24 protein-coding genes and 1 riboswitch are annotated in these 25,053 nt (G+C 69.5%); of the genes, 17 read left to right on the top strand and 7 right to left on the bottom strand.

Annotated elements, in window-relative coordinates; translation table 11 throughout:
• Nucleotides 1-20 precede the first annotated feature (20 nt).
• From A6I89_RS00620 to A6I89_RS00645, 6 genes are all read left to right on the top strand, one after another.
• The gene (locus A6I89_RS00620) at nucleotides 21-3,302 is read left to right on the top strand and encodes an error-prone DNA polymerase (RefSeq protein WP_013416827.1); all 3,282 of its coding nucleotides are present in this window, start codon (nucleotides 21-23) and stop codon (nucleotides 3,300-3,302) included.
• Between the two features lie 64 nt (nucleotides 3,303-3,366).
• Nucleotides 3,367-5,025: an FAD-dependent oxidoreductase gene (locus tag A6I89_RS00625; protein ID WP_197535470.1), complete on the top strand. Its 1,659-nt coding sequence runs from the start codon at nucleotides 3,367-3,369 to the stop codon at nucleotides 5,023-5,025.
• 27 nt (nucleotides 5,026-5,052) lie between these two features.
• Nucleotides 5,053-5,361 carry a rhodanese-like domain-containing protein gene (locus A6I89_RS00630; RefSeq protein ID WP_022597251.1) on the top strand — a complete coding sequence of 103 codons (309 nt, stop codon included), beginning with the start codon at nucleotides 5,053-5,055 and terminating at the stop codon, nucleotides 5,359-5,361.
• Nucleotides 5,362-5,551: 190 nt separating this feature from the next.
• Entirely contained in the window at nucleotides 5,552-7,717 is a 2,166-nt protein-coding gene (locus A6I89_RS00635) for an MMPL family transporter (protein ID WP_005518534.1), read from the top strand.
• A 92-nt stretch (nucleotides 7,718-7,809) separates the two neighbouring features.
• Nucleotides 7,810-8,076 (top strand): metal-sensitive transcriptional regulator, encoded by a 267-nt coding sequence (locus tag A6I89_RS00640; protein WP_022597249.1) that lies wholly within the window; start codon nucleotides 7,810-7,812, stop codon nucleotides 8,074-8,076.
• A gap of 37 nt (nucleotides 8,077-8,113) precedes the next feature.
• Complete coding sequence (locus tag A6I89_RS00645; protein WP_022597247.1) at nucleotides 8,114-8,500, top strand: DUF302 domain-containing protein; 387 nt, start codon at nucleotides 8,114-8,116, stop codon at nucleotides 8,498-8,500.
• A gap of 13 nt (nucleotides 8,501-8,513) precedes the next feature.
• Here A6I89_RS00645 and A6I89_RS00650 read toward each other — a convergent pair whose 3' ends face one another.
• Nucleotides 8,514-9,578, bottom strand: coding sequence for a TDT family transporter (locus A6I89_RS00650; RefSeq protein ID WP_022597245.1), 1,065 nt, complete (start codon nucleotides 9,576-9,578; stop codon nucleotides 8,514-8,516).
• A gap of 91 nt (nucleotides 9,579-9,669) precedes the next feature.
• Here A6I89_RS00650 and A6I89_RS00655 point away from each other — a divergent pair, with 91 nt between their 5' ends.
• Entirely contained in the window at nucleotides 9,670-10,563 is an 894-nt protein-coding gene (locus tag A6I89_RS00655) for a LysR family transcriptional regulator (protein WP_005518540.1), read from the top strand.
• Between the two features lie 21 nt (nucleotides 10,564-10,584).
• Here the strand turns inward: A6I89_RS00655 and A6I89_RS00660 are convergent, their stop codons facing one another.
• Nucleotides 10,585-11,610 carry an alpha/beta hydrolase gene (locus A6I89_RS00660; protein WP_022597243.1) on the bottom strand — a complete coding sequence of 342 codons (1,026 nt, stop codon included), beginning with the start codon at nucleotides 11,608-11,610 and terminating at the stop codon, nucleotides 10,585-10,587.
• 171 nt (nucleotides 11,611-11,781) lie between these two features.
• Nucleotides 11,782-12,819: a YeiH family protein gene (locus tag A6I89_RS00665; protein WP_022597241.1), complete on the bottom strand. Its 1,038-nt coding sequence runs from the start codon at nucleotides 12,817-12,819 to the stop codon at nucleotides 11,782-11,784.
• 102 nt (nucleotides 12,820-12,921) lie between these two features.
• On the opposite strand from A6I89_RS00665, the gene A6I89_RS00670 reads away from it, so the two are divergent.
• Nucleotides 12,922-13,824 (top strand): LysR family transcriptional regulator, encoded by a 903-nt coding sequence (locus tag A6I89_RS00670; protein WP_022597238.1) that lies wholly within the window; start codon nucleotides 12,922-12,924, stop codon nucleotides 13,822-13,824.
• Here A6I89_RS00670 and A6I89_RS00675 read toward each other — a convergent pair.
• Nucleotides 13,821-14,285, bottom strand: a complete 465-nt coding sequence (locus tag A6I89_RS00675) for a tRNA (cytidine(34)-2'-O)-methyltransferase (RefSeq protein WP_022597236.1) — start codon at nucleotides 14,283-14,285, stop codon at nucleotides 13,821-13,823. The genes A6I89_RS00670 and A6I89_RS00675 overlap by 4 nt on opposite strands.
• A 79-nt stretch (nucleotides 14,286-14,364) precedes the next feature.
• Here A6I89_RS00675 and A6I89_RS00680 point away from each other — a divergent pair, with 79 nt between their 5' ends.
• Nucleotides 14,365-14,979 carry a pentapeptide repeat-containing protein gene (locus A6I89_RS00680; protein WP_005518545.1) on the top strand — a complete coding sequence of 205 codons (615 nt, stop codon included), beginning with the start codon at nucleotides 14,365-14,367 and terminating at the stop codon, nucleotides 14,977-14,979.
• Nucleotides 14,980-14,991: 12 nt separating this feature from the next.
• Here the strand turns inward: A6I89_RS00680 and A6I89_RS00685 are convergent, their stop codons facing one another.
• Nucleotides 14,992-15,498 carry a GNAT family N-acetyltransferase gene (locus A6I89_RS00685; RefSeq protein ID WP_049910585.1) on the bottom strand — a complete coding sequence of 169 codons (507 nt, stop codon included), beginning with the start codon at nucleotides 15,496-15,498 and terminating at the stop codon, nucleotides 14,992-14,994.
• 31 nt (nucleotides 15,499-15,529) lie between these two features.
• Here A6I89_RS00685 and A6I89_RS00690 point away from each other — a divergent pair, with 31 nt between their 5' ends.
• Together A6I89_RS00690 and A6I89_RS00695 are read left to right on the top strand one after the other, a co-directional pair.
• Nucleotides 15,530-16,390, top strand: coding sequence for a bifunctional methylenetetrahydrofolate dehydrogenase/methenyltetrahydrofolate cyclohydrolase (locus A6I89_RS00690; protein ID WP_022597230.1), 861 nt, complete (start codon nucleotides 15,530-15,532; stop codon nucleotides 16,388-16,390).
• Between the two features lie 9 nt (nucleotides 16,391-16,399).
• Nucleotides 16,400-16,675 (top strand): DUF3017 domain-containing protein, encoded by a 276-nt coding sequence (locus tag A6I89_RS00695; RefSeq protein WP_005518549.1) that lies wholly within the window; start codon nucleotides 16,400-16,402, stop codon nucleotides 16,673-16,675.
• A gap of 30 nt (nucleotides 16,676-16,705) precedes the next feature.
• Here A6I89_RS00695 and metX read toward each other — a convergent pair whose 3' ends face one another.
• Entirely contained in the window at nucleotides 16,706-17,851 is a 1,146-nt protein-coding gene (gene metX / locus A6I89_RS00700) for a homoserine O-acetyltransferase MetX (protein WP_164490706.1), read from the bottom strand.
• A complete protein-coding gene (locus A6I89_RS00705; protein ID WP_022597228.1) occupies nucleotides 17,848-19,161 on the bottom strand; it encodes a bifunctional o-acetylhomoserine/o-acetylserine sulfhydrylase in 1,314 nt (437 codons plus the stop codon). Before A6I89_RS00705 ends, metX begins: the two co-directional genes overlap by 4 nt.
• A 142-nt stretch (nucleotides 19,162-19,303) precedes the next feature.
• A riboswitch (SAM riboswitch) is annotated at nucleotides 19,304-19,419 on the bottom strand.
• Nucleotides 19,420-19,719: 300 nt separating this feature from the next.
• Between A6I89_RS00705 and A6I89_RS00710 the strand changes: the two genes are divergently transcribed.
• From A6I89_RS00710 to trpS, 6 genes are all read left to right on the top strand, one after another.
• Complete coding sequence (locus A6I89_RS00710) at nucleotides 19,720-20,937, top strand: NADP-dependent isocitrate dehydrogenase (protein WP_005518554.1); 1,218 nt, start codon at nucleotides 19,720-19,722, stop codon at nucleotides 20,935-20,937.
• Nucleotides 20,938-21,045: 108 nt separating this feature from the next.
• A complete protein-coding gene (locus A6I89_RS00715; RefSeq protein ID WP_005518556.1) occupies nucleotides 21,046-22,245 on the top strand; it encodes an MFS transporter in 1,200 nt (399 codons plus the stop codon).
• 20 nt (nucleotides 22,246-22,265) lie between these two features.
• Nucleotides 22,266-23,069, top strand: coding sequence for an exodeoxyribonuclease III (locus tag A6I89_RS00720; RefSeq protein ID WP_172504539.1), 804 nt, complete (start codon nucleotides 22,266-22,268; stop codon nucleotides 23,067-23,069).
• Nucleotides 23,069-23,548 carry a guanyl-specific ribonuclease gene (locus A6I89_RS00725; RefSeq protein WP_022597225.1) on the top strand — a complete coding sequence of 160 codons (480 nt, stop codon included), beginning with the start codon at nucleotides 23,069-23,071 and terminating at the stop codon, nucleotides 23,546-23,548. The genes A6I89_RS00720 and A6I89_RS00725 overlap by 1 nt, the downstream gene beginning before the upstream one ends.
• Entirely contained in the window at nucleotides 23,548-23,991 is a 444-nt protein-coding gene (locus A6I89_RS00730; protein ID WP_022597223.1) for a barstar family protein, read from the top strand. The genes A6I89_RS00725 and A6I89_RS00730 overlap by 1 nt, the downstream gene beginning before the upstream one ends.
• A 14-nt stretch (nucleotides 23,992-24,005) precedes the next feature.
• Nucleotides 24,006-25,049 (top strand): tryptophan--tRNA ligase, encoded by a 1,044-nt coding sequence (gene trpS / locus A6I89_RS00735; RefSeq protein ID WP_005518560.1) that lies wholly within the window; start codon nucleotides 24,006-24,008, stop codon nucleotides 25,047-25,049.
• The last annotated feature ends 4 nt before the right edge of the window (nucleotides 25,050-25,053 follow it).

The following is a 25,053-nucleotide window of genomic DNA, read 5'->3' on the forward strand; positions in this document are numbered from 1 at the left end:
TGCGGGAAGGTGACAGTTGGATGGGTTGGGGCCACGGTCCGCCGACGTGGGCGGAGATGGAACGGGTGCTGTCGGGGCGCCCGCGGCACGAGTCGCAGTTCCCGGGCGACGGCGGCGACAGCCCGGCGTGGTCCCGCAAGCGCGGCGCCTACCTGGCCGACGGTGCGGTTCGCCCGGTCGGTGCCACCGTTCCGTACGCCGAGCTGCACACCCACTCGGCCTTCAGCTTCCTCGACGGTGCCAGCCCGCCCGAGGAACTCGTCGAGGAAGCCGTGCGGCTCGGGCTGGACGCGATCGCGCTCACCGACCACGACGGCATGTACGGCGTGGTCCGGTTCGCCGAGGCCGCGAAGGAGCTGGGCATGCGGACGGTGTTCGGGGCCGAACTGTCCCTCGACGCCACCCCGCGCACCGGCACCCCCGACCCCGGCGGCACGCATCTTCTGGTGCTGGCTCGCGGGCAGGAAGGGTACCGGCGGCTGTCGCGGCAGATTGCGGCCGCGCACCTGGCCGGTGGGGAGAAGGGCAAGCCCCGCTACGACTACGACGCGCTCACGGAGGCGGCGGGCGGGCACTGGCAGATCCTCACCGGGTGCCGCAAGGGGCACGTGCGCAGTGCACTCGCCGCAGGCGGGCCCGACGCCGCCGAAGCTGCGCTGCGCGACCTCGTCGACCGGTTCGGGGCCGATCGGGTCACCGTCGAACTCACCCATCGCGGCCTGCCGGAGGACGACGAGATCAACGCGGCGCTCGCGGAAATCGCCACGCGACAACAGCTTCCCGTGATCGCGTCGACTGCGGCGCACTTCGCCGGTCCACCCCGACGACGGCTGGCGATGGCGATGGCCGCCGTGCGGGCCAGGCAGAGCCTGGACGAGGCGGCGGGCTGGCTCGCGCCCACCGGCGGTGCGCACCTGCGGTCCGGGGCCGAGATGGCGCGGCTGTTCGCGCAGTGCCCCGAGGCGGTGGCGGGCGCCGCCGCGCTGGGGCTCGAGTGCGCGTTCGATCTGCGGCTCATCGCGCCGAAACTCCCGCCGTTCGACGTCCCGGACGGGCACACGGAAGCGAGCTGGCTGCGCGAGCTGACCATGCAGGGGGCACGCCGGCGGTACGGGCCACCGTCGGCGAACCCGGCCGCATACGCGCAGATCGAACACGAACTCGACATCATCGAACGGCTGACCTTTCCCGGCTACTTCCTCGTGGTCCACGACATCGTCTCGTTCTGCAAGGACAACGACATCCTCTGTCAGGGAAGGGGTTCGGCCGCCAACTCGGCGGTCTGCTACGCGATCGGCATCACCAACGTCGACCCGGTGCGCAACAAGCTGTTGTTCGAACGGTTCCTCTCGCCCGAGCGGGACGGCCCGCCCGACATCGACGTCGACATCGAATCCGATCGCCGCGAGGAGGCCATCCAGCACGTCTACACCAAGTACGGCCGCGAGTACGCCGCGCAGGTCGCCAACGTCATCACCTACCGCGGCAAGTCGTCGGTGCGGGACATGGCCCGGGCGCTCGGCTTCTCGCAGGGCCAGCAGGACGCGTGGAGCAAACAGGTCAGCCGGTGGACCGGCGTCGGCCAGGAGACCGACACCGACATCCCGCCGGCCGTGCTGGAGCTGGCCGCGCAGATCGAGGGCTTTCCCCGGCACCTCGGCATCCACTCCGGCGGCATGGTGATCTGCGACCGGCCCATCGCCGACGTGTGCCCGGTGGAATGGGCGCGCATGGAGAACCGCAGCGTTCTGCAGTGGGACAAGGACGACTGCGCCGCAGTGGGATTGGTGAAGTTCGACCTGCTCGGCCTCGGCATGCTCTCGGCGCTGCACTACATGATCGACCTGGTCGCCGAACACAAGGGGATCGAGGTGGACCTGGCGCAGCTCGACCTGTCCGAGCAGGCGGTCTACGAGATGCTGCAACGCGCCGACTCGGTGGGGGTGTTCCAGGTGGAGTCGCGAGCCCAGATGGCGACACTGCCGCGCCTGAAGCCTCGCAACTTCTACGACCTCGTCGTCGAGGTCGCGCTCATCCGGCCCGGGCCGATCCAGGGCGGTTCGGTGCATCCGTACATCCGGCGTCGCAACGGTCGCGAGCCCGTCGTCTACGACCATCCGTGTCTCGAGAAGGCGCTGGCGCGCACGTTGGGGGTGCCGCTGTTCCAGGAGCAGCTCATGCAGATGGCTGTCGACGCGGCCGGTTTCAGCGCCGCCGAAGCCGACCAGTTGCGGCGCGCGATGGGCTCCAAGCGGTCGCCCGAGAAGATGGAACGCCTGCGCGGACGGCTCTACGACGGCATGCGGGAGTTGCACGGCATCACCGGCGACGTCGCCGACCGGATCTACGAGAAGCTGCACGCGTTCGCGAACTTCGGCTTCCCCGAGAGTCATTCGCAGTCCTTCGCATCGCTCGTCTTCTACTCGTCGTGGTTCAAGCTGCACCACCCGGCGGCGTTCTGTGCGGGCCTGCTGCGTGCGCAGCCGATGGGCTTCTACTCGCCGCAATCCCTCGTCGCCGACGCCCGCCGGCACGGGGTGCGAGTGCACGGGGCCGACGTCAACGCGAGTCTCGCGCACGCCACTCTCGAAGCATGCGGCACCGAGGTGCGGCTGGGGTTGGGAGAGGTACGCGGCATCGGTGACGCGCTCGCCGAACGTATCGTCGCGGCCCGGGCGGAGGACGGGCCGTTCCGGTCGATCCTGGATCTGACCGGTCGGATCGACCTGACCACGGGGCAGGTCGAGTCCCTCGCGACGGCCGGAGCGTTGAGCTGCTTCGGGCTGTCCCGGCGCGAGGCGCTGTGGGCGGCCGGCGCCGCGGCGGGGGAGCGCCCGGACCGGTTGCCGGGGATGGGGGCGTCCACCCGTGCGCCGGCCCTGCCGGGTATGAGCGACCTCGAACTCGCCGCCGCCGACGTCTGGGCGACGGGCGTCTCACCCGACAGCTATCCGACGGAGTTCCTGCGCCCGCAACTCGACGCGCTGGGAGTGCTGCCGGCGTCGCGGCTGCTCGACGTCCCGGACGGGGACCGGGTGCTGGTCGGGGGAGCGGTGACCCACCGGCAACGGCCCGCCACCGCGGCCGGGGTGACCTTCGTCAACCTCGAGGACGAGACCGGAATGGTCAACGTCGTGTGTTCGGTTGGGCTGTGGGCGAGGTATCGCAAACTCGCCACCAGCGCCCCGGCGTTGCTGGTGCGGGGGAAGGTGCAGAACGCGGAGGGTGCGGTGACCGTGGTCGCGGACCATCTGCAGCTGATGGACCTGCGGATGGCGAGTAGGTCGCGGGACTTCCGCTGAGAGCAGCTTCACACCCTCTCGGATACCCCCTGGGGTATAGTCGGTCGCAACATCGAGGAGGTAGATCGTGAAGGTTGTCATCGTCGGAGGTGTCGCCGGCGGAATGTCCGCGGCCACCCGCATGCGTCGTCTGGACGAGTCGGCGGAGATCGTCGTCTTCGAGCGCGGCGCGCACGTGTCGTTCGCGAACTGCGGTCTGCCCTACTACGCCGGTGGCGTCATCGAGGACCGCGACGAACTGCTGTTGCAGACGCCCGAGAGTCTCGGAGCCCGTTTCCGCCTCGACGTCCGCGTCCGCAGTGAGGTCGCCGCGATCGATCCCGACGCCCGCACCGTCACCGTCCACGACCTCGCGTCGGGAGACACCTACGTCGAGAGCTACGACGAACTGGTGCTGAGCACCGGTGCGAGTCCCATCGTGCCGCCGCTGCCCGGCGTCGAACGCGCACTGATCCTGCGCGACGTCGAGGACGTCGACCGGCTGGTGGAACAGATCGAGTCGGCGCAGACGTCCGGGGCGCCCAGCGCCGTCATCGTCGGTGCCGGTTTCATCGGCGTCGAACTGGCCGAGAACCTGCGCCACCGTGATCTCGCGGTCACCGTCGTCGAACTCGCCGACCAGGTGCTGGCGCCGCTCGACCCCGAGATGGCGGCACCCGTCGCCGACCGGATGCGCGAGAACGGAGTGCGCCTCGAACTCGGCACCCAGCTGACCTCGATCGGGGCGACCACCGCCGAACTGGCGGACGGGCGCACGCTCCCGGCGGACATCGTCGTCATGGCGATCGGTGTCCGGCCCGAGAACACGCTCGCGAAGATGGCGGGCGCCGAGTTGGGGGAGCGGGGAGGCGTGGTGGTCGACGACCGGATGCGCACCTCGGTCCCGCACATCTTCGCCGTCGGCGACGCCGTCGAGAAGCGTGACGCGGTGGGCGGCGGGGTCGCGATGATCCCGCTCGCCAACCCGGCGAACCGACAGGGTCGTCTCGTGGCCGACGTCATCGCCGGCCGTCCGGTGCGGGCCACGTCGTCGTCCGGTACCGCGGTCGTCGGAGTGTTCGGGCTGATCGTCGCCGCGACCGGCTGGAACGAGAAGCGGCTTCGCGCGGCGGGTCGTCCCTACCGGGCGATTCACACCCATCCGCAGTCGCACGCCGGGTACTACCCGGGTGCGCAGCAGATGGCGATCAAGCTGCTCGTCGACCCCGAGACGGACGCCATCCTCGGCGCCCAGGCCGTGGGCGGCGAGGGCGTGGACAAGCGCATCGACATCATCGCCACCGCGATGGCCGGTGGGCTGACCGCGTCGGACCTGGCCGACCTGGAACTGGCGTATGCGCCGCAGTTCGGTTCGGCCAAGGATCCGGTGAACATGCTCGGCTACATCGCCGACAACCTGCGCACCGACTCCACCCGCACGGTCCAGTGGCACGAACTCGATACGCTGGTCGCCGGTGGCGCGTCGCTCGTCGACGTCCGCACCGCCGACGAGTTCGCGGCCGGCGCCGTCCCGGGCGCCGTCAACGTCCCGCTCGACGAGCTCAGGGACCGGGTCGGCGAACTGCCGGCCGGCGACCTGATCGTGCACTGCCAGGTGGGCCAGCGCGGCCACACCGCAGTGCGCCTGCTCGCCGGGTTGGGCCGACCCGCGGCCAACCTCGACGGCGGCTACAAGACGTGGGACGCAGGGCAGCGCGCGAAGGCGCCGGCCGGCGTCTCGTGAACCCTGAACACTCGGAAGGAACCTTCTATGCGCGAGATCGACGTGAACGAACTCGAAGCGGTGCTGGCCACCGGCGCCCCGCTCGTCGACGTCCGTGAGGCGGACGAGTACGCCGAGGCGCGGGTGCCCGGCGCGGCCTCGATCCCGCTGAGCGAGTTCGTCGCGCGCGTCGACGAGGTTCCGGCCGACGGCACTGTCTACGTCATCTGCGCGGCCGGCGGCCGCAGCGCCCAGGCCGCGCAGTACCTCGAGGCCCGCGGTGTCGACGCCGTCAACGTCATCGGCGGCACCATGGCATGGCTGCAGTCCGGCCGCGCCGTCGAGTCCGGCAGCTAGCTCCACCCGAACCCGGTCGAAACCGAGTGGTTCTCGACCGGGTTCTCTTTAGCCCTCATATATACCCCCACCCGTATTTTCGTCCCTCGCGTTTTGCGCACTTATCGCGCGAATTCCACCCGTGAAAGCGCGATAAGTGCGCAAAACGCGGGACGGAACCAGACACCCACAACACCGAAAGGCATCTCCCATGACCACCACCGGACAGCGGCAGGACTCCCCGCCGCCATCCACCGAGTCCGTCGGCGGCCCACTCGCCCGGCTCGGTGCCGCGATGGCCGACAACTTCAAATGGGTGATCACCGCGTGGCTCGTGCTGGTCGTCGCCCTCGGCGCCGCGGCGCCCTCGGTGTTCAGCTCGCTGGCCGGTGCCGGCTGGCAGGCCAACGGCTCCGAGTCGGTGCAGGTGCGCGAGCTCGCACAGGAACACTTCGGCGGCAACGCGTCGTCGGCGATCCAGGTCGTCGTCCACTCCGACGAGAAGCCGCTCGACGACCCCGCGGTGCAGCAGGTGCTCGGCGAGGCGACGTCGGTGCTGCAGGCCGACGCCCGCATCGGCGAGGTGATCCCGCCGCAGCCCGGCATGACGATCAGCCCCGACGGGCACACCGGCATCCTCGTCGCCGGCGCGAACGCGAACACCGACGACATGGTGCGCGCGGTCGACGACCTCGGCGGCGACCTGAAGGCGCTCTCGGGCGACGGCATCGACGTCTACCCGACCGGCGCGTCGGCACTGTGGAGCGACTTCAACAAGGCCAACCACGACGCCATGATCAAGGCCGAGATGATGTCGTGGCCGGTCACGCTCGGCATCATGGTCCTCGCGTTCGGCTCGCTCGTCGCCGCGGGTCTGCCGCTGCTGCTGACCCTCGCGGGTCTGGTCGCGTCCGCCGGCGGCCTGGTGCTGCTCAACGAGATCACTCCGATCTCCGTGTGGGCCATGAACTTCGCGATGATGTTCGCGCTCGCGCTCGGCATCGACTACGCGCTGTTCCTCGTCGTCCGCTTCCGGGACGCGTTGCGTAAGAACGCGAACGCGCGCCTGGCGGTCGCCGAGACGATGGACACCGCCGGCAAGGCTGTCCTGCTCTCGGGACTGACGGTGCTGGTGAGTCTGTCCGCCGTGCTGCTCGTCCCCGCGCCCGCGGTCCGGACGATGGCGGTCGGCATCATGCTCGCGGTCGTGTTCGTTCTCGCGGCGACGCTGACGCTGCTGCCCGCCGTGCTCGCGAAGCTGGGCCGCAAGGTCAACGCCGGCTCGCTGCCGTACGCCAAGAAGCAGCAGACCGAGACCGACGGCTCGCCGCTGTTCACCAAGTGGGGCAAGCTGCTCGACCGGCACCCGCTGCCGTTCGCGGTCGGTGCCGTCGCGATCCTGATCGGACTCGCGATCCCGGTGCTGGGCCTCAAGGTCGCGATGCCGTCCATCCAGGTGGTCCCCGAGGACGCCGCCGTGCGTCAGGGATACGAACTGGTGCAGGAGCAGATGGGTGTCGGCGCGCCGGGCGCGCTGCAGATCGTGGTCCCCGAGGCCGACGCGCCCGCTGCGGCCCAGGCCGCGGCAACCGTCGACGGTGTGGCCGCGGTGACGCCCGCGATGCCGGCGTCGGACGGGTCCGGTCTGGTGATGATGCAGGCGCTGCCGACTGTCGATCCGTCGGATCCCGCGCTCGGCGGAACGCTCGACACACTGCGTGGCGAACTGCCCGACAGCGCCCTGGTCGGCGGTGCGCCGGCGGAGAACCTGGACCTGCAGACGGCGTTGAACGATTACCTGCCGATCGTCATCGGCGTGATCCTGGTGCTGGGCTTCCTGCTGCTGCTGGTCGCCCTGCAGGCCCCGCTGGTCTCGCTGATCGGCACGGTCGTGAGCCTGCTGTCGACCGCTGCGGCGTTCGGTGCATCGAAGCTGATCTTCCAGGACGGGCACCTGTCCGATCTGCTCGGCTTCACCCCGCAGGGCTTCCTCGACGGCTGGGGGCCGGTGTTCTTCTTCGCGATGATCTTCGCGATCGCGATGGACTACACGGTGTTCCTGCTGTCGACGGTCAAGGAGCAGTACGAGAAGACCGGTAGCGCGCGGGGTGCCCAGATCTCGGGCATGGCGCATTCCGGACGGGTCATCTTCGCGGCCGCGGCCGTCATGGTGGGCGTGTTCTTCAGCTTCGCGCTCGCCGAGCCGCTGCCGCCGAAGGAGATGGGCATCCTGCTGGGCATCGCCGTCCTGCTCGACGCCGTGCTGATCCGCCTGATCCTGCTGCCGGCGCTGCTGCGGCTGACCGGGAACGCGGCCTGGTGGTCGCCGAACTGGCTGCGCAAGGCGCTGCCGAACATCAAGTTCTCGCACGGGTGATCCCGACACCGGATCCGGCTGATGACAGTGGTCACAGCCGGATCCGGCGGGATACCCCTGTGGGTAATCTGGAAGGGAAACGAGGAGGTCTCATGACCGGAGACGAAGAGAGCATCGCCAAGGTGCTCAACCGCCTGCGCCGCGCGCAGGGACAGCTGGCCGGAGTCATTTCGATGATCGAGAACGGCCGCGAGTGCAAGGACGTCGTCACGCAGTTGGCGGCCGTGTCCCGCGCGCTCGACCGGGCCGGCTTCAAGATCGTCGCGACCGGGCTGCGCGAATGCCTGTCAGGTGACGGCAAGGCGTCCGAACCGCTAACCGAGGCCGAACTCGAGAAGCTGTTCCTGGCCCTGGCCTGACGACAACCCTCCTGAAATCGACCCCGAGGAGTCCGTGATGGAACTGGGAATCTCGACCCGACTGAACACCGAGTTCGACGACGCCATCGCCAAGACGCGGGCGGCGTTGCAGGAGCAGGGTTTCGGTGTGCTCACCGAGATCGACATGCAGGCGACGCTGAAGGCGAAGATCGGCGCCGAGATGGAGCGGTACGTCATTCTCGGCGCGTGCAATCCCCAGCTCGCCCACCGTGCGGTCGGGGTGGACCGGCAGATCGGTCTGCTGCTGCCGTGCAACGTCGTGGTCCGTTCCGACGGCGACGGCGTGATCGTCGAGGCGATGAACCCGGCGCTCATGGTCGCGGTGACCGAGGAGCCCGGGCTCGAGGAGGTTGCCGCCGAGGCGACGACCCGCCTGCAGGCCGCGATCGACGCGCTGACCTGACGGTCGATCCGGCTCAGGCCGGAGCCGGTAGCGCCCTGGTTCGAACCCGGTGTGCGGTGTGCACGGCCACCACACACCAGGCGAGGACCAGGGCGCACAGCAGTCCGGCCGACAGCAGTCGCGGGATCTCGAAGTCGCCCGCGACACCGAACGCTCCCATCCCCACGGCACACGCGCCGACCGGGAAGATGAAGCTCCACCAGCTCATGGTGAACGTGAGACCCGAACGGAAGGCGCGCGCCGTGAGGACGCCGACCGCGGCGAGGACGACGATCATGACCGTCCCCATCAGCAGGCCGTAACCCAGGCCGAACAGGTGCAGTGCATTCGCGGTGTCGTGTCCGACGGCGTGTCCGGCCGCGGTTCCCAGGTTGTTGGCGGCCGCGATCGACTGCCCGACGATGCCGAGCGGGATCCACATGGTCGGCAGCGCCTGGAGCGGCGGCAGGCCGCCGTCGCGGAACTCGGCCGCGAGCAGCGCGACGATGAACAGCGCGAAGACCAGCGCGAGCGTGAACAGCGCATAGCAGCCTGCCAGCATCGCGACCCGCGGCCCGCCCTCGGGCAGATGGGTCACCAGGGCGGCGCCGGTCGCGGCCGACACCATGGGCGGCACCACCGGCATCAGCCACGCAGGGACCGCGGTGCCGCGATCGGCGACGGCCCGCAACCGTCCCGCCATCACCGCGCTGGTCGCAAGGCCGCCGATGGTGCCGAGCGCCCACAGTGTCCCGGCGATACCGAACGCGAGCCCGGCCGGGATCACCGTCGAGCCGACTGCCGCGGTGCCGGCACCGACGGTGAGCACGGCCATCGGCAGCGCGCCGTAGAACGGGAACATCGTGGTGCTGCGTGCGTACTCGCGGGCGTGCTCGGTGTGCCGGATCCAGTGCACCGCGAAAGCGGTCACGAGCACCGCGAGCAGGGTCACCGCGAGAAGCCAGAACGTCAGGGCGATCCCGCGTCGGCCCGGCAGGTTCACCGGGAGCGACGACGTGGCGACGGCGATGATGCCGGTGCCCATGACCACGGCGAACCAGTTGGGTGTCAGATGTGCCAGACGCGGAGCGGTAAGCATGAAACCAAGGTTGCCGTTCCGACGTTGTTGCCGGTAGAAGGCTTGGAGTGGAAGGGATACAAACTCCGTTTGTGGGTCTAGCCTTGGGGGTATGCCGCTTTCGAACCGTGTTCCCGAACTCGCCGCGCTGGACGTGCTGGTCGCGGTGGGCAGGCTCGGGAGCATGGGCGCGGCCGGACGCGAACACGGACTCAGCCAGCAGGCCGTCAGTGCGCGCGTGCGCTCCGCGGAGCGTCAGCTCGGGCTGCGGGTGTTCGATCGCGGCGCCGGCGGTGTCCAGCCCACCGCCGAGGGTGCGCTGATCCTCGAATGGGCGTCGGCGATCCTCGACTCCGCCGAGGAGATGGCGTCGGGCGTCGCCGCCCTGCGCGGCGAACGGGACGCGAACCTGACCGTCGCCGCCAGCATGACGATCGCCGAATACCTCGTTCCGGGCTGGACCGTCGCGATGCGGCGCAAGTACCCGAACGTCGTCACCTCGGTGCGCCTGCTCAACTCCACCGACGTGGCGGCCCAGGTGCGGGCGGGCGAGGCGGACCTCGGATTCGTCGAGGGCCCGACGGCCCCCGACGGTCTGCGCGCGGTCGAGGTGGCGCACGACGAACTGGTCGTGATCGTCCCGCCCGACCACAAGTGGATCGCGCGGGCCCCGATCGACCCCAGTGAGCTCGCGGCCACGCCGCTGATCCAGCGCGAGCCCGGCTCCGGCACCCGGACGACGCTCGAACACGCGGTCCCCGGCTGCGTCGACCCACTGCTCGAACTCACGTCGTGCACCGCCGTCAAGGCTGCGGTCGTCGCGGGCAACGCCCCGGCCGTCGTCTCGTCGCTCGCGGTCGAAGCCGACCTCCACGACGGACGGCTCGCGTCGGTTCCGGTGCAGGGCCTGCGCATGCCGCGACGGCTGCTCGCGGTGTGGGACGGATCTCGCGGGTTGCGCGGCGCGGCACGCGATTTCCTCGACATCGCCTGCGGTCGCAGCTGAGCGCCGGTCGAGCGTTCGCCGTCAGATGCCCATCGCGCGGGCCATCAGCGGCCACGACTGGTGCAGGTCGTCCTGCCAGTACCCCCACGAATGGGTGCCGGTCGGATTGAAGTCGAACGTCGCCGGGATGTTCAGGGCGCGAAGGCGATCGGCGAGATTGCGGGTGCAGGCGTTGGTCGCGGCCTCGATCGCACCGCCCACGACGACCTGACGGGCGAACAGGACCGGATCCCCGTCGACACCGGGTGCACCCAGATGGTCGTGCGGCCCCGGTAGACCCGAGCCGGACGAGACGAACAGTTCGGTCCCACGGAGCTTCTCCGCGTTGCGAACAGGGTCGTTGGCCAGCCGTGCCGGGCTCCCCGGCGGCCCCCACATGTTCACCGGATCGCCCCCGCCCGCCGACCGGACCACCAGGTCCACGAAGGCCGATCCCATCGGGGTGCTCGTCTCGGCGCACCCACTGTAGGACCCGACGGCCCTGTACAGGCCGGGCGCTGCGATCGCCAGGTTGAGGACGGACGTCGCCGTCATGGAGATGGCGGCGATCGAATTGGTGCCGTTCCCGCCGAACTCGGCGTCGATGATCGGCGGCAGTTCACGGGTCAGGAACGTCTGCCACTTGTTACGGCCGAGGACCGGATCGTCGCGTTCCCAGTCGGTGTAGTAGCTGGCGGTGCCGCCCATCGGGGTCACGACGTTGACGTGCTTGTCCGCGAAGAACTCCGTGACGTCCGTGTTGGCCTGCCAGGTCGCGCCGGTCTCACCGCCGCCCGCGCCGTTGAGCAGGTACAGCGTCGGGCGCGGACGCGACGTGTCGGCCGGCAGCAGTACCCGGACGGGGACGACGCGGTCCATCGACTCCGAGTAGACGTGTGCGGTGCGCACGCGCGCGTCGGTGCTGTCGCCGTCGATTCCGGTGAGGTGGGACAGCGGTTGTGCTCCGGCGACGGCGGCATCGCTCAGGGTCGTGATCAGCAGCGCTGCGAGAGACAGCGCCGAGGCGGCGAACACGTTTCGCGCGCGGCGAAGTGCTCCGTTTCGCATGGGTGGTGGTCCTTCGATCGTTCCGAGGGGGTGGACCCGACATACCCGAAACGCTGCGTAACGTGCAATTCCCCTGATACATCCGGTTTTCGAGGGCACTGTATCGCGTCGCCCGGCCCGGATGGGGCAGATCGGACATTCGTGCCGCGGGCGATGTCCCTGTGCGTGCAGTCAGTTGACGATCAGCACGCCGACCAACGCGATCGCGGCCACCCATACCGTCGACATCGCGGCCAGCGCGAGGGGGCGCGGTCCCACCTTCCTGATGGTGGCGATGTGCACGCCGGTGCCGAGTGCGAACATCGCGGCGGTCAACAGGGCGGTCTGCACGACCTTGGCGACGGAGAGCACGCCGTCGGGAAGCACTCCGGTCGAGCGCAGCGCGGCGCACGCGAGGAACGCGACCACGAACAGCGGTACCAGCGGCGGCCGGGTCCCGGCCGTCGTGCCGTCGGACCGGCGGCGCTGCTGGAGACCGATCACGGCCATGACCGGAGCGAGCATCACCACCCGGGCGAGCTTCACGACGGCTGCGACGGCGAGGGCGCCGCCTCCGATGGCGCCGCCCGCCGCGATGACCTGTGCGACCTCGTGGATCGACCCGCCCGCCCACATGCCGGCCGTGGTCTCGTCCATGCCCAGCGCGCGGGAGAGCAGCGGAATCGTGGGGATCATCAGGGTGCCGAAGAGCACCACGAGCGCCACCGCGGTGAGGACTTCCTCCTCCTTGGCGTCGACGACCCCGTCGACCGCGGCGGTTGCGGCCGCACCGCAGATCGAGAACCCGCAGGCGATCAGGAGCCGCTGGGTCCAGGGCAGTCCGAGCACGCTGCCCATCATCATCGTTCCGGTGATGCCGAGCGTGACGATCGCGACGACGACCGCGATCATGCCCCACCCGAGCCCGACGATGTCGCTGAGCATCAGCTGCAGACCGAGTAGCGCGATCCCCACCCGCAGGAGCTTCTTCGAGGAGAACGTGAGCCCGGGCCGGATCGTCGCCGGAAGCTGCACGGTGTTGGCGGCGACGGCGCCGAGCACGATCGCGATCAGCAGCGGGCTGACGGTCGGAAGCAGGCGCCCGACGCCCATCGCGACGGCGGTGGCCACGGCGGCGACCGCCACTCCCGGCATCAGCGAGGCCGCGGCGGCCCGGGCGCGGCCGGGTGCCTCGGGGGCGGTGGTCTGCTGCTCGACGCTACTGCTCATGGCTTCCAGATTCCGTCACTGAACGGTCGTTCGGTAGACGGCAAAACGGTATGGCGGCATATCGATCGGATATGTCAATAGTTCGGCGCATACAATCTGCGAATGCGTCGCCGCTGGCCCGACCTCGATGTCCTGGAACTGCTCGTGGGCGTCGACGACCACGGAAGTCTCAGCGCGGCAAGCAGAAACGCGGGAATGGCGCAGCCCAACGGGAGCCGCGCGATCAAACAGCTCGAGCGGCAACTCGGTATGCCGCTGCTGGATCGGCGTACCACCGGATCCACACTCACCCCGCAGGGCACCGTGGTCGTGCACTGGGCACGCCGCCTGCTCGACGAGGCGCACCGACTTCTCGACGTCGCCGACGGGCTGAGAGCCGAACGTTCCGCGGAGCTGACGATCGGCGCCAGTATGACCGTCGCCGAACATCTGCTCCCCGGGTGGCTGGGTCGCTTCCGGGGGCTCGACGCCGACGTCACCATCCATCTCCAGGTGCTCAACTCCACCCAGGTGTTCGAGCGGCTCGAGTCGGGCGCCTGCGACGTCGGATTCGTGGAATCACCGACACTGCCGCGCAGCCTGCACAGTGTCACCGTCGCGCGGGACGAGCTGGTCGTCGTCGTGCATCCGGGGCACCCGTGGACGCGCCGGCGCAAGCCGATCACCGTCGCCGAGCTCGCGCAGACGCCGCTCGTGGTCCGCGAGCCCGGCTCCGGCACCCGCACCACCCTCGACGTCGCCCTGCAGGACCTGCCGCGCACGCCGCCGCTGCTCGAGCTCGGCAGCGCCGCGGCCATCCGCACCAGCATCATCGCGGGTGTCGGGCCGGCGGTGATGAGCACCCTCGCAGTGGCCGATCAGGTGGCCGCGGGGGAGTTGAAGGTGGTGGACGTCGACGGCCTGGTGCTCGAACGCAGCCTGCGTGCGGTGTGGCGCGGCCCCCGTCAGCTGTCCGGCCCCGCCGGTGACCTGGTGCGCATGGTGCGCCGCAGCGGCTCCGGCTAGACGCCCCCCGCGAAACCGTGCTGGCGCCAGGCCTCGTACGTGACGACCGCCGCCGCGTTCGACAGGTTCAGCGACCGTCGGCCCGGCACCATCGGGATCCGCACCTGCGCGGTGACGTGCGGGTCCTCGAGGACGTCCTGCGCCAGCCCGGTCGGCTCGGGGCCGAACAGCAGCACGTCCCCCGGCTGGTAGGCGAGGTCCGCGTACGACGTCGACGCGTGCGCGGTGAAGGCGAAGACCCGCTCGGGTCGGAGCGCGTCCCACGCCGCCTCGAGGTTCTCGTGCACCGTCACCGAGGCGAGGTCGTGGTAGTCGAGGCCTGCGCGCCGCAGCTTGGGCTCGGACAGGTCGAACCCGAGCGGGCCGACGAGGTGCAGTTCGCAGCCCGTCCCGGCGACCATGCGGATCGCGTTTCCCGTGTTGGGTGGGATGCGGGGCTCGTGGAACATCACTCGGAACACGGCGTTCAGCTTGCCAGGTACGGGTCGCCGTCCGCCGAGCGGATCGCGCCGGTCGAAATTGTCGGTGGGCGGGGGCAGCATGGATTTCATGACCGGTGAAATCGTCGAGATCGTGGGGGAGGACTTCTCCGATGCCCGCGCGACCGGGGAGAAGTGGGTCCGACAGCACTACACCGCGTGCTCGTTCCGCGACGCGGATCTCTCGGAACTCGACACCGAGTTCGTGGTCTTCACCGAGTGTGACTTCACCGGTGCCGACCTCACCGATTCGCACCACCACGGCAGCGCGTTCCGGTCGTGCATGTTTGCGCGGACCACCATGTGGCACAGCAGCTTCCGAAGTTGCAGCATGCTCGGTTCGATCTTCGTCGAGTGTCAGATGCGGCCGCTGGTGGTCGAGGAGGTCGACTTCACGCTGGCGTCGATGGGCGGCGCGGACCTGCGGGGGCTGGACTTCACCGACTGTCGATTCCGCGAGGCCAACCTGGTGCAGGCAGATCTGCGCGGCGCCGTGCTGCGGTCGGTGAACCTGTCGGGCGCGCGGGTCGAGGCGATCCGGCTCGAGGGCGCCGACCTGCGCGGCGCTCACGTCGACCCCGGGCTGTGGACCGCCGCGAAACTCGACAAGACCCGGGTCGAACTGACGCAGGCGGTCGCGTACGCGGTCGCGCACGGCCTGACCGTCGAACCGTGACGGCGCTGTCGGTCAGCGCACCAGTTCGCGTGCCAGCAGATCCATCAGGAGCCCGTCGCGCCACACCCCGTCTGCGCCCAGGCAGTACTCACGCATGATGCCGACCTCACGGAACCCCGCCTTGCGGTAGCACGCGATCGCCGCCGCATTCGCGGACTCGGGGTCGATGACGATCCGGTGGAAGCCGAGATCGTCGACGAGGTGGCTGCACAGCCTCCGCACCACTTCGCTTCCCAGGCCCTGCCCGTGCACGGCGCCGTCGAGGAACAGATCCAGCCCGGCGTGCCGGAACTCCGGATCGGACTCCTGGTACCACTGCGCGAATCCCACGACACGGGCGTCCACGACGACCGCGTATCCGACGGTGTCGGGGTCGTCGGCCGGCCAGTCGTCGGCGGGTTCCTTCCACCATCGGCTCACCTCGGGAAGCCGATGGATCTCGCGCAGCCGTGCGTGGTGGGACGGCTGGACGGGGGTCAACAGGACACGTGGACCACGAAGATCCGGAGCCGGTGACATGCAGCGACCCTAGCCTGGAACAATGGTCGCCGTGACTGCAACGATCCTGGATGGCAAAGCAACCCGCGACGAGATTTTCGAGGACCTCGAGGCCAGGGTGGCAGCCCTGAAGGAGAAGGGCATCACGCCCGGACTGGGCACCATCCTCGTCGGCGACGACCCCGGTTCGGCCGCCTACGTGCGCGGCAAGCACAACGACTGCGCGAAGGTGGGCATCACCTCGATCCGTCGCGACCTGCCGGCCGACATCACGCAGGAAGAGCTCGAGGCCACGATCGACGAGCTCAACGCCAATCCCGAGTGCACCGGCTACATCGTGCAGCTCCCGCTGCCGAAGCACCTCGACGAGAACGCCGCGCTCGAGCGCGTCGACCCCGACAAGGACGCCGACGGCCTGCACCCGGTGAACCTGGGGCGCCTGGTCCTGGGCAAGGAGGCGCCGCTGCCGTGCACCCCGCGCGGCATCGTGCACCTGCTGCGTCGCTACGAGGTTCCGATCGCCGGTGCCCACGTCGCCGTCGTCGGTCGTGGCGTCACCGTCGGGCGCCCGATCGGCCTGCTGCTCACCCGCCGCACCGAGAACGCGACGGTCACGCTGTGCCACACCGGAACCCGTGACCTGGCCGCGCAGGTGCGCCAGGCGGACATCGTGATCGCTGCCGCCGGCGTGCCCGGTCTGATCACCGCGGACATGGTCAAGCCGGGTGCCGCCGTGCTCGACGTGGGCGTCAGCCGCACCGCCGACGGACTGCGCGGTGACGTCGCCGACGACGTCCGCGAGGTCGCCGGCTTCGTGTCACCGAACCCCGGTGGTGTCGGACCGCTCACGCGTGCCTTCCTGCTCACCAATGTCGTGGAGCGGGCCGAGCAGCTCGCCGGACAGTCCGACTAGGACCGGTCCGTGACGCAGTTCGCGCGCAGGAATTGGCCGTTGCTCGCCGTCGTCCTCGTGGTGGCGGCGGCCTTCGTGCTGGTCCTTGCCGACCGCTGGCGCCGGGGCGCCCTCGTTCTCGGGGGCGCCATGGTGCTCGCGGCTCTCCTGCGCGCGGCACTGTCGCCCGACCGGGTGGGGCTGCTCGCCGTGCGCGGCAAGGGATTCGATGTGGCGGCGATGGCGGTCGTCGGGGCCACGATCATCGCGCTGGCGGCGTCGATCGACCCCCTCGGGACCGACTGACGCGCCGCTCGAATCTGCGGGAGTTCGCGCTCAGCCCCGGCGGGCGGCGCGCGCCAGTTCCATCGTCTCCTTCAACAGTTCCGCCACGGCGTCCGCTTCGGTGAGGAAGCCGTCGTGGCCGTCCTTCGATTCCAGGACCCGCAGCCCGTCGCTGCCCGGCAGCCCGTCCGCGAGTTCCTGCTGCAGGCGTAGCGGATACAGCCGGTCGGAGTCGACGCCGCCGACGATCACGGGCACGTTCGTCGACGCGAGCGCCGCCGCGACACCGCCGCGTCCGCGACCGATGTCGTGCCGGTTCATCGCTTCGGTCAGCAACACGTAGGTGGCGGGATCGAAGCGGGCAACCAGCTTGTCGGCCTGGTGGTCGAGATAGCTCTGGACCGCGTACCGGCCACCGTCCCAAGGATTCTCGTCGGCCTGGGCGTCGTTGGCGAAACGGGAGTCGAGTTCGGCCTCGGTGCGGTACGTCAGGTGCGCGATCCGGCGGGCGAGTCCCAGACCGGTGCGGGGAATCCGCCCGGTGCCGTGGTAGTCACCGCCCTGCCAGTCGGGATCGCTCGTCACGGCGGCGATCTGGGTGGTCTGGGTGCCGATCTGGTCGGCGGTGGCGCGAGCACCGACCGCGAGGACCAGAGCCGAGTCGACCCGATCGGGATGCCCGACGATCCACTCGAGTGTCCGCATGCCGCCCATCGACCCGCCGATGACGGACGAGAAACGTTCGATGCCGAGCACGTCGGCGAGGGCGACCTCGGCAGCCACCTGATCGCGGATGGAGATCTCCGGGAAGCGCGAACCCCACACCGTGCCGTCCGCGGCAATCGAACCGGGTCCCGTCGTACCGCGGCAGCCGCCGAGCACGTTGGTGGCGATCACGCACCACTCGTTCGTGTCGATCGGGGCGCCCGGGCCGATCATGCCGTCCCACCAGCCGGGGGAGGGGTGCTCGTCGTCCGCGGGGCCCGTCACGTGCGAGTCGCCGGTCAGGGCATGCTCGACGAGGACCACATTGTCCCGGTCGGTCGCGAGCTCACCCCACCGCTGGACGGCGAGCTCGACATCGGGAAGAACCACACCGCTCTCGAGTTCGATCGAGCCGACGTGGACAAAGCACAAGCGCCCGCCCGGCGGGGGGAACCCCGCCGGACGGGCGTTGCGAACGGAGCTGACGGTCAAGATGCCGCCGCCGCGAAACCGGCGTCGAGGTCGGCGAGGATGTCGTCGATGCCCTCGATGCCGACGGCGAGCCGGACCAGGCCGGGGGTGACACCCGACGCGAGCTGCTCCTCCGGAGTGAGCTGCGAGTGGGTGGTCGACGCCGGGTGGATCACCAGCGAGCGCACGTCACCGATGTTGGCGACGTGGCTGTGCAGGGTGAGCGCGTTGACGAACTTCTTGCCGGCCTCGACCCCACCGGCCAGCTCGAACGCGACGATCGCGCCGGTGCCGCGCGGGGCGATCGTCTTCGCCCGCTCGTGCCACGGCGACGACGGCAGCCCGGCGTACGAGACCGACGTGACCTCCGGTCGGGCCTCGAGGTACTCGGCGACGGCCTTGGCGTTGGCGACGTGGCGCTCCATCCGCAGACTGAGCGTCTCGATGCCCTGCGAGATCAGGAACGCGTTGAAGGGCGAGACCGCGGAACCCAGGTCGCGCAGCAGCTGCACGCGGGCCTTGAGAGCGAACGCCGGCGCGCCGAGATCTGCGAAGACGACACCGTGGTAGCTCGGGTCGGCAGTCGTGAAGTTGGTGTGGCGGCCCTGTGTCCAGTCGAACTTTCCACCGTCGACGATCACACCGGCGACCGCGGTGCCGTGGCCGCCGAGGTACTTCGTGGCCGAGTGGACGACGATGTCGGCGCCGTGCTCGAGCGGACGGATCAGGTACGGGCTCGCGACGGTGTTGTCGACGATCAGCGGGATGCCGTTCTCGTGCGCCACCTTCGAGATCCCCGGGATGTCGAGGATGTCGTTGCGAGGGTTCGAGATCGACTCGCCGTAGAACGCCTTGGTGTTCGGGCGGATCGCGGCACGCCACTGCTCGACGTCGTCGGGATCCTCGACGAACGAGACCTCGATGCCCAACTTGCGCAGCGAGTAGTGGAACAGGTTGTACGTGCCGCCGTACAGACGCGGGCTCGACACGATGTGGTCGCCGGCCTCGGCGAGGTTGAGGATCGCGAACGTCTCGGCGGCCTGCCCGGAGGCCAGCAGCAGAGCGGCGACGCCACCCTCGAGCGCGGCGATGCGCTGCTCGACGGCGTCCTGCGTCGGGTTCATGATGCGGGTGTAGATGTTGCCGGGCTCGGCCAGGCCGAACAGCGCTGCGGCATGGTCGGTGCTGTCGAACGTGTACGACGTGGTCTGGTAGATCGGCAACGCGCGGGCGTTGGTGGCGCCGTCGGGTGTCTGTCCCGCGTGGACCTGCTTGGTCTCGAAGCTCCAGTTCGCGGTCGGGTCGACAGCGGCGTCCGTGATTTCGGTCATGAGTCGTTCTACTCCAGGGTGTGAAGTCTGCAGATGGGGTTGGCGCAGCATCGACTGCGCGCCTGTGGACCGGCTACTCGTGACAACTACACATGAAGAACCTCCGGTGGGGCATGGCCCGGTCAGTGGGTCCGTCCCAGCGGACCCGCGCTTGTCTTCCGGCTCGAGTCGGAAGACCAGGTCATCACCCGGGGCACCCCACCGCGGTTGGAGGGTTGCCGGCCAGCGAGCCGGGGCTTGACGCTGACACTCATGACCTGGCCGTGATCTTAACGGCAGAAACGGGCACACGGGAAGGAGGGGGCTGATCTTTCGACCCCAGGTGTGGAGAACCGGCAAAGTTACCGGTAGGTAGGGGTAGTGAGCCAGGGGGCATGGTTGCGCTCGGAAGCAATAGCAGTACGCTCGTCATGTTTGGGTCGTCCCTGCCGAGGGAGATCCGAACCGTCTACGTTTGATAATTGAACCGTTGGCGGGTCCACTCACAAAGTGGCCCGTGCACCCCCAGTACCCAGGGAACGGAACCAGGGACACTTCCTAGGAGGACGCGAAGCCCCCATGTCCAAGATCAAGGTCGAAGGCAAGGTCGTCGAACTCGACGGCGACGAGATGACGCGCATCATCTGGCAGTTCATCAAAGACAAGCTGATCCATCCCTACCTGGATGTCGATCTCGAGTACTACGACCTGGGGATCGAGCATCGCGATGCCACCGACGACCAGGTCACCATCGACGCCGCCGAAGCGATCAAGAAGCACGGCGTCGGCGTCAAGTGCGCCACGATCACCCCGGACGAGGCGCGGGTCGAGGAATTCGGCCTGAAGAAGATGTGGCGTTCCCCGAACGGCACCATCCGTAACATCCTGGGCGGCACGATCTTCCGCGCCCCCATCCTGATCTCGAACGTCCCGCGTCTGGTCCCCGGTTGGACCAAGCCGGTGATCGTCGGCCGTCACGCCTTCGGTGACCAGTACCGCGCCACCGACTTCAAGGCACCCGGCGCCGGCACCGTCACCATCACCTACACCCCGGACGACGGCTCCGAGCCGATCCAGCACGAGGTGTGCCGCTTGCCCGAGGACGGCGGCGTGGTCATGGGTATGTACAACTACAAGAAGTCCATCCAGGACTTCGCGCGGGCCTCGCTGTCCTACGGCCTGCAGCAGAACTACCCGGTGTACCTCTCCACCAAGAACACGATCCTCAAGGCCTACGACGGCATGTTCAAGGACGAGTTCCAGCGGATCTACGAGGACGAGTTCAAGGCCGAGTTCGACGCCGCCGGCCTGCACTACGAGCACCGCCTCATCGACGACATGGTCGCCTCGTCCCTCAAGTGGGAGGGTGGCTACGTCTGGGCCTGCAAGAACTACGACGGTGACGTCCAGTCCGACACCGTTGCGCAGGGCTACGGCTCGCTGGGTCTGATGACCTCCGTGCTGATGACCCCGGACGGCCGTACCGTCGAGGCGGAGGCCGCACACGGCACGGTCACGCGCCACTACCGTCAGCACCAGCAGGGCAAGCCGACGTCGACCAACCCGATCGCGTCGATCTTCGCGTGGACCCGGGGCCTCGAGCACCGCGGCAAGCTGGACAACACCCCGGAGCTGATCGAGTTCGCACAGCAGCTCGAGGACGTCGTCATCAAGACCGTCGAGAACGGTCAGATGACCAAGGACCTCGCATTGCTGGTCGGCCCGGACCAGGCCTGGCAGACCACCGAGGAGTTCCTCGCGACCCTCGACGAGAACCTGCAGAAGGCGCGCGCGTAATCGCGTAACCCTCGCCGAAACGGGACGTTCCCCTCGTGGGAACGTCCCGTTTCCATTTCCTCACTACCGTCGGACGTCTTGTTCCACCGTGCCCGGAAGGTATCTCTCTTGACCGTCTCGGCCACCGTTCCCGCGCCGTCCGGCAGCCCCGTCCCGGCTGCCCGACGCCGCCGCGCGATGTTCGCCCTCGCGATGGGCGGCTTCGGCATCGGCACCACCGAGTTCGCCGCGATGGGCCTGTTGCCGCAGATCGCCGGCGGCCTGAAAATCTCCGAGTCCACTGCCGGACACGTCATCACCGCGTACGCGCTCGGCGTCGTCGTGGGCGCGCCGGTCATCGCCGCACTGACTGCGAGGGTTCCGCGCAAGACCCTGCTGATCGCGCTGATGATCGCGTTCACCGTCGGCAACGCCGCCACGATCGTCGCGCCCAGCTACGGCGGACTGCTGGTGGCGCGCTTCGTCGCGGGACTCCCGCACGGCGCCTACTTCGGCGTCGCGTCGCTGGTCGCCGCGTACCTCGCCGGACCGGGGCACCGTGCGAAGGCTGTCGCGATGGTCATGAGCGGCCTCGCGGTTGCCAACGTCGCCGGGGTGCCGGCGGCGACCTGGATCGGGCAGGGGCTCGGCTGGCGCAGCGCGTTCGCCGTCGTCGCCCTGATCGGCGCGCTCACCGTCGCGGCGATCGCGCTCCGGGTACCGCCCCTGCACGACGTGCGCACCACCGACCCGCGGACCGAACTGTCCGCCCTCCGGCGCGGACAGGTGTGGCTCACCCTCGTCGTCGCCACCGTGGGCTTCGGCGGCATGTTCGCGGTGTACACGTACGTCGGCTGGACCATGACCGACGTCGCCGGACTCCCGGTGACGCTGGTGCCCGTCGCGCTCATGGTCTACGGGCTCGGCATGGTGGCCGGCAACACCCTCGGCGGCCGCCTCGCCGACCGGGCGCTCACCCCCGGACTCTTCGCGATGCTCGCTGCCCTGGTGGGGCTCCTGGCGCTCTTCGCGGTCGCGGCGCACAATCCCTTCACCGCGATGCTCGTGCTGTTCCTCGTCGCCTCCGCCGGCTCGGCGCTCGTGCCCGGCCTGCAGACTCGGCTGATGGACGTGGCCGCCGATGCGCAGACCCTCGCGGCCGCCCTCAACCACTCCGCGCTCAACGTCGCGAACGCGTTCGGCGCATGGATCGGTGGGGTCGTCATCGCGGCGGGCCTCGGCTACACCGCTCCCGCTCTGGTCGGGTCGGCGCTCGCGCTCGCCGGTCTGGCAGTCCTGGCCGTCGCGGTGGTGACGGCGCGTCGGTGACGTCCGATACGGTTCTCCGCGTGCCGCACATCATCACCACCGTCAACGTCAACGGCGTCCGCGCCGCCGCCCGCAAGGGCCTGATCGACTGGCTCGCCGGATCCCAGGCCGACGTCGTCTGCCTGCAGGAGACGCGCGCATCCGACAAGCAACTGCACGAGACGCTGGCGCCGGCCCTCGACCAGGGCTGGCACGTCGCGTCGGCGGAACCGTCGGCGAAGGGCCGCAACGGTGTGGCGGTGCTGTCGCGGCGTCCTGCCGACGCCGTCCGCATCGGTTTCGGGGACGACGAGTTCGCGGATGCCGGACGCTACATCGAAGCCGACTTCGACGCGCTCACCGTCGGCAGCCTGTACCTGCCGACCGGGGAGGCGGAGACGCCCAAGCAGGAGCAGAAGGAACGCTTCATGGCGTCGTTCGCGGCGCACCTGTCGGCGAGCGCCGAGGCGGCAGTGGCGGCCGGACGCGACGTCCTGGTGTGCGGCGACTGGAACATCGCCCACACCGAACGGGACATCAAGAACTGGAAGGGCAACGTCAAGAAGTCGGGCTTCCTGCCCGGTGAGCGCGACTGGGTGGGCGCCCTGCTCGCCGGCGGCGCGTGGGTGGACGTCGTGCGCGAACTGCACCCGGACGTCGACGGCCCGTACTCGTGGTGGTCGTACCGCGGCAAGGCGTTCGACACCGACGCCGGTTGGCGTATCGACTACCACCTGACCACCCCCGGCCTGGCCGCGCGGGCGAAGGAAGCGCGCGTCGAGCGGGCCGCGACCTACGCCGAGCGCTGGTCCGACCATGCGCCCGTCACCGTGCAGTTCCGCTGATGGCTCCGCAGCGCAGGAGTCCGATCGTCGCGCTGCTCGTCGGACTCGCGGCCGCGGTGTTCGTCGGCACCCAGAACGGCGGCGACGACAAATCTCCGGTCGCGTCGTCGGTGCCCGTGTCGGCCACGAGCACTGCCCTCGCGGCTCCGAAGGCGCCGCCCACGACGTCCAGCACGACCACCTCGACTGTCCGGGAGGCGAGCGGTGTGCCCCAGGCCGCGTGGGCCACGCTCGCGGCCGTCGACGCCGGACGCTGGCCACCGGACGATGCCCCGGGCACCCAGGGCGGCCGGACTTTCGGTAACCACGAGGGCCGGCTGCCCGCGACAGACGGGGGCGGGAAGATCCGCTACCAGGAATGGGACGTCAACCGGAAGGTGGACGGCCGGGGCCGCGACGCGGAGCGCATCGTGACCGGCAGCGACGGGTCCGCGTGGTACACCGACGATCACTACGAGACCTTCGCAAGGATGCGGTGATGGCCCCCACTCCGACGTTTCCGCGCGGACTGTCGCTGCTCGTCGCCGATGCACGCCGCACCGCGGGCATCGAGGAGGACCTGCGCGCGCTCCGGCCGGTCCGGCACGTGCGGGGCAGGCGGATGCCGACGGTCGCGGCGCTGTTCGACGAGTTCGCCGCGGCCCTGCAGTTCCCGTACTACTTCGGCCGCAACAAGGACGCGTTCGACGAGTGTCTCGGCGAACTCGCCGACACCGTCGGCGCCGACGCGGTGGTGCTGGTGCTCGACGCCGACAGCTTGCTGAACGAACAACCGACCGAACTGCCGTGGTTCGCGCAGGCGGTCGGTGCAACCGACGCGTCGCTCGTGTTGCAGGCGCGGCCCGGAGGCGCCGACGCCGTCGTCGATCGGTTCGCCGCGGTCGGCGTGCACCTCCCTCGCATCGCCGATCCCGGCGCGTGAAAGTATCGGGGATTATGTCGAGCACCGCAGAGAATCCCACGACCGCACCGACCGCGAAGCCCCGCGTCCTGTCCGGTATCCAGCCCACCGCCGACTCGTTCCACCTCGGCAATTTCCTCGGTGCGCTGCAGCAGTGGGTGCCTCTGCAGGACGACTTCGACGCCTTCTACTTCATCCCCGACCTGCACGCGATCACCGTGCCGCAGGACCCGAAGGAACTGCGTCAGCGCACCCTTCGGGCCGTCGCGCAGCTGCTCGCGCTCGGCATCGATCCCGAGCGGTCGACGCTGTTCGTGCAGAGCCAGGTTCCCGAGCACGCCGAGCTGGCCTGGGTCCTCAACTGCATCACCGGTTTCGGCGAGGCCAGCCGCATGACGCAGTTCAAGGACAAGTCGGCCAGGCAGGGCAGCGATCATGCCAGCGTCGGGCTGTTCACCTACCCGGTGCTGATGGCCGCCGACATCCTGCTCTACCGCCCGCAGCGCGTGCCGGTGGGCGAGGACCAGCGCCAGCACCTCGAACTCGCGCGTGACCTCGCCGGCCGGTTCAACACCCGCTTCGGCAAGACGTTCGTGATCCCCGAGCCGCAGATCATCAAGGGCACCGCGAAGATCTACGACCTGCAGGACCCGACGTCGAAGATGAGCAAGTCCGGCCCCACTCCGGCCGGCCTCGTCAACCTGCTCGACGACCCCAAGGTCTCGGCCAAGAAGATCAAGTCCGCCGTCACCGACAACGAGCGCGAGATTCGGTTCGATCCGCAGAACAAGCCCGGCGTGAGCAACCTGCTCACCATCCAGTCGGCACTGTCCGGCAAGAGCATCGACGACCTCGTCGCCGGCTACGAGGGCAAGGGGTACGGCGACCTCAAGGCGGACACCGCCGAGGTGCTCGGCGAGTTCGTCACGCCGCTGCGCGCGAAGGTCGACGGCTACCTCTCCGACCGCGCCGAACTGGACCGCATCCTCGCCTCCGGGGCCGATCGGGCCCGCGAGGTCGCTGCCCGGACACTCGGCCAGGTCTATGAGAAGGTGGGATTCCTGACGACCAGGAGGTAATCCG

This window comes from Prescottella equi, assembly GCF_002094305.1.
In the GTDB taxonomy this organism is placed as follows: Bacteria; Actinomycetota; Actinomycetes; order Mycobacteriales; family Mycobacteriaceae; genus Prescottella; species Prescottella equi.

Coding starts and splice junctions, on each gene's coding strand:
- A6I89_RS00620 (WP_013416827.1), top strand. CDS start 21: ATGGGTTGGGGCCACGGTCCGCCGACGTGGGCGGAGATGGAACGGGTG.
- A6I89_RS00630 (WP_022597251.1), top strand. CDS start 5,053: ATGCGCGAGATCGACGTGAACGAACTCGAAGCGGTGCTGGCCACCGGC.
- A6I89_RS00635 (WP_005518534.1), top strand. CDS start 5,552: ATGACCACCACCGGACAGCGGCAGGACTCCCCGCCGCCATCCACCGAG.
- A6I89_RS00640 (WP_022597249.1), top strand. CDS start 7,810: ATGACCGGAGACGAAGAGAGCATCGCCAAGGTGCTCAACCGCCTGCGC.
- A6I89_RS00645 (WP_022597247.1), top strand. CDS start 8,114: ATGGAACTGGGAATCTCGACCCGACTGAACACCGAGTTCGACGACGCC.
- A6I89_RS00650 (WP_022597245.1), bottom strand. CDS start 9,578: ATGCTTACCGCTCCGCGTCTGGCACATCTGACACCCAACTGGTTCGCC.
- A6I89_RS00655 (WP_005518540.1), top strand. CDS start 9,670: ATGCCGCTTTCGAACCGTGTTCCCGAACTCGCCGCGCTGGACGTGCTG.
- A6I89_RS00660 (WP_022597243.1), bottom strand. CDS start 11,610: ATGCGAAACGGAGCACTTCGCCGCGCGCGAAACGTGTTCGCCGCCTCG.
- A6I89_RS00665 (WP_022597241.1), bottom strand. CDS start 12,819: ATGAGCAGTAGCGTCGAGCAGCAGACCACCGCCCCCGAGGCACCCGGC.
- A6I89_RS00670 (WP_022597238.1), top strand. CDS start 12,922: ATGCGTCGCCGCTGGCCCGACCTCGATGTCCTGGAACTGCTCGTGGGC.
- A6I89_RS00680 (WP_005518545.1), top strand. CDS start 14,365: ATGGATTTCATGACCGGTGAAATCGTCGAGATCGTGGGGGAGGACTTC.
- A6I89_RS00685 (WP_049910585.1), bottom strand. CDS start 15,498: ATGTCACCGGCTCCGGATCTTCGTGGTCCACGTGTCCTGTTGACCCCC.
- A6I89_RS00705 (WP_022597228.1), bottom strand. CDS start 19,161: ATGACCGAAATCACGGACGCCGCTGTCGACCCGACCGCGAACTGGAGC.
- A6I89_RS00710 (WP_005518554.1), top strand. CDS start 19,720: ATGTCCAAGATCAAGGTCGAAGGCAAGGTCGTCGAACTCGACGGCGAC.
- A6I89_RS00725 (WP_022597225.1), top strand. CDS start 23,069: ATGGCTCCGCAGCGCAGGAGTCCGATCGTCGCGCTGCTCGTCGGACTC.
- A6I89_RS00730 (WP_022597223.1), top strand. CDS start 23,548: ATGGCCCCCACTCCGACGTTTCCGCGCGGACTGTCGCTGCTCGTCGCC.
- trpS (WP_005518560.1), top strand. CDS start 24,006: ATGTCGAGCACCGCAGAGAATCCCACGACCGCACCGACCGCGAAGCCC.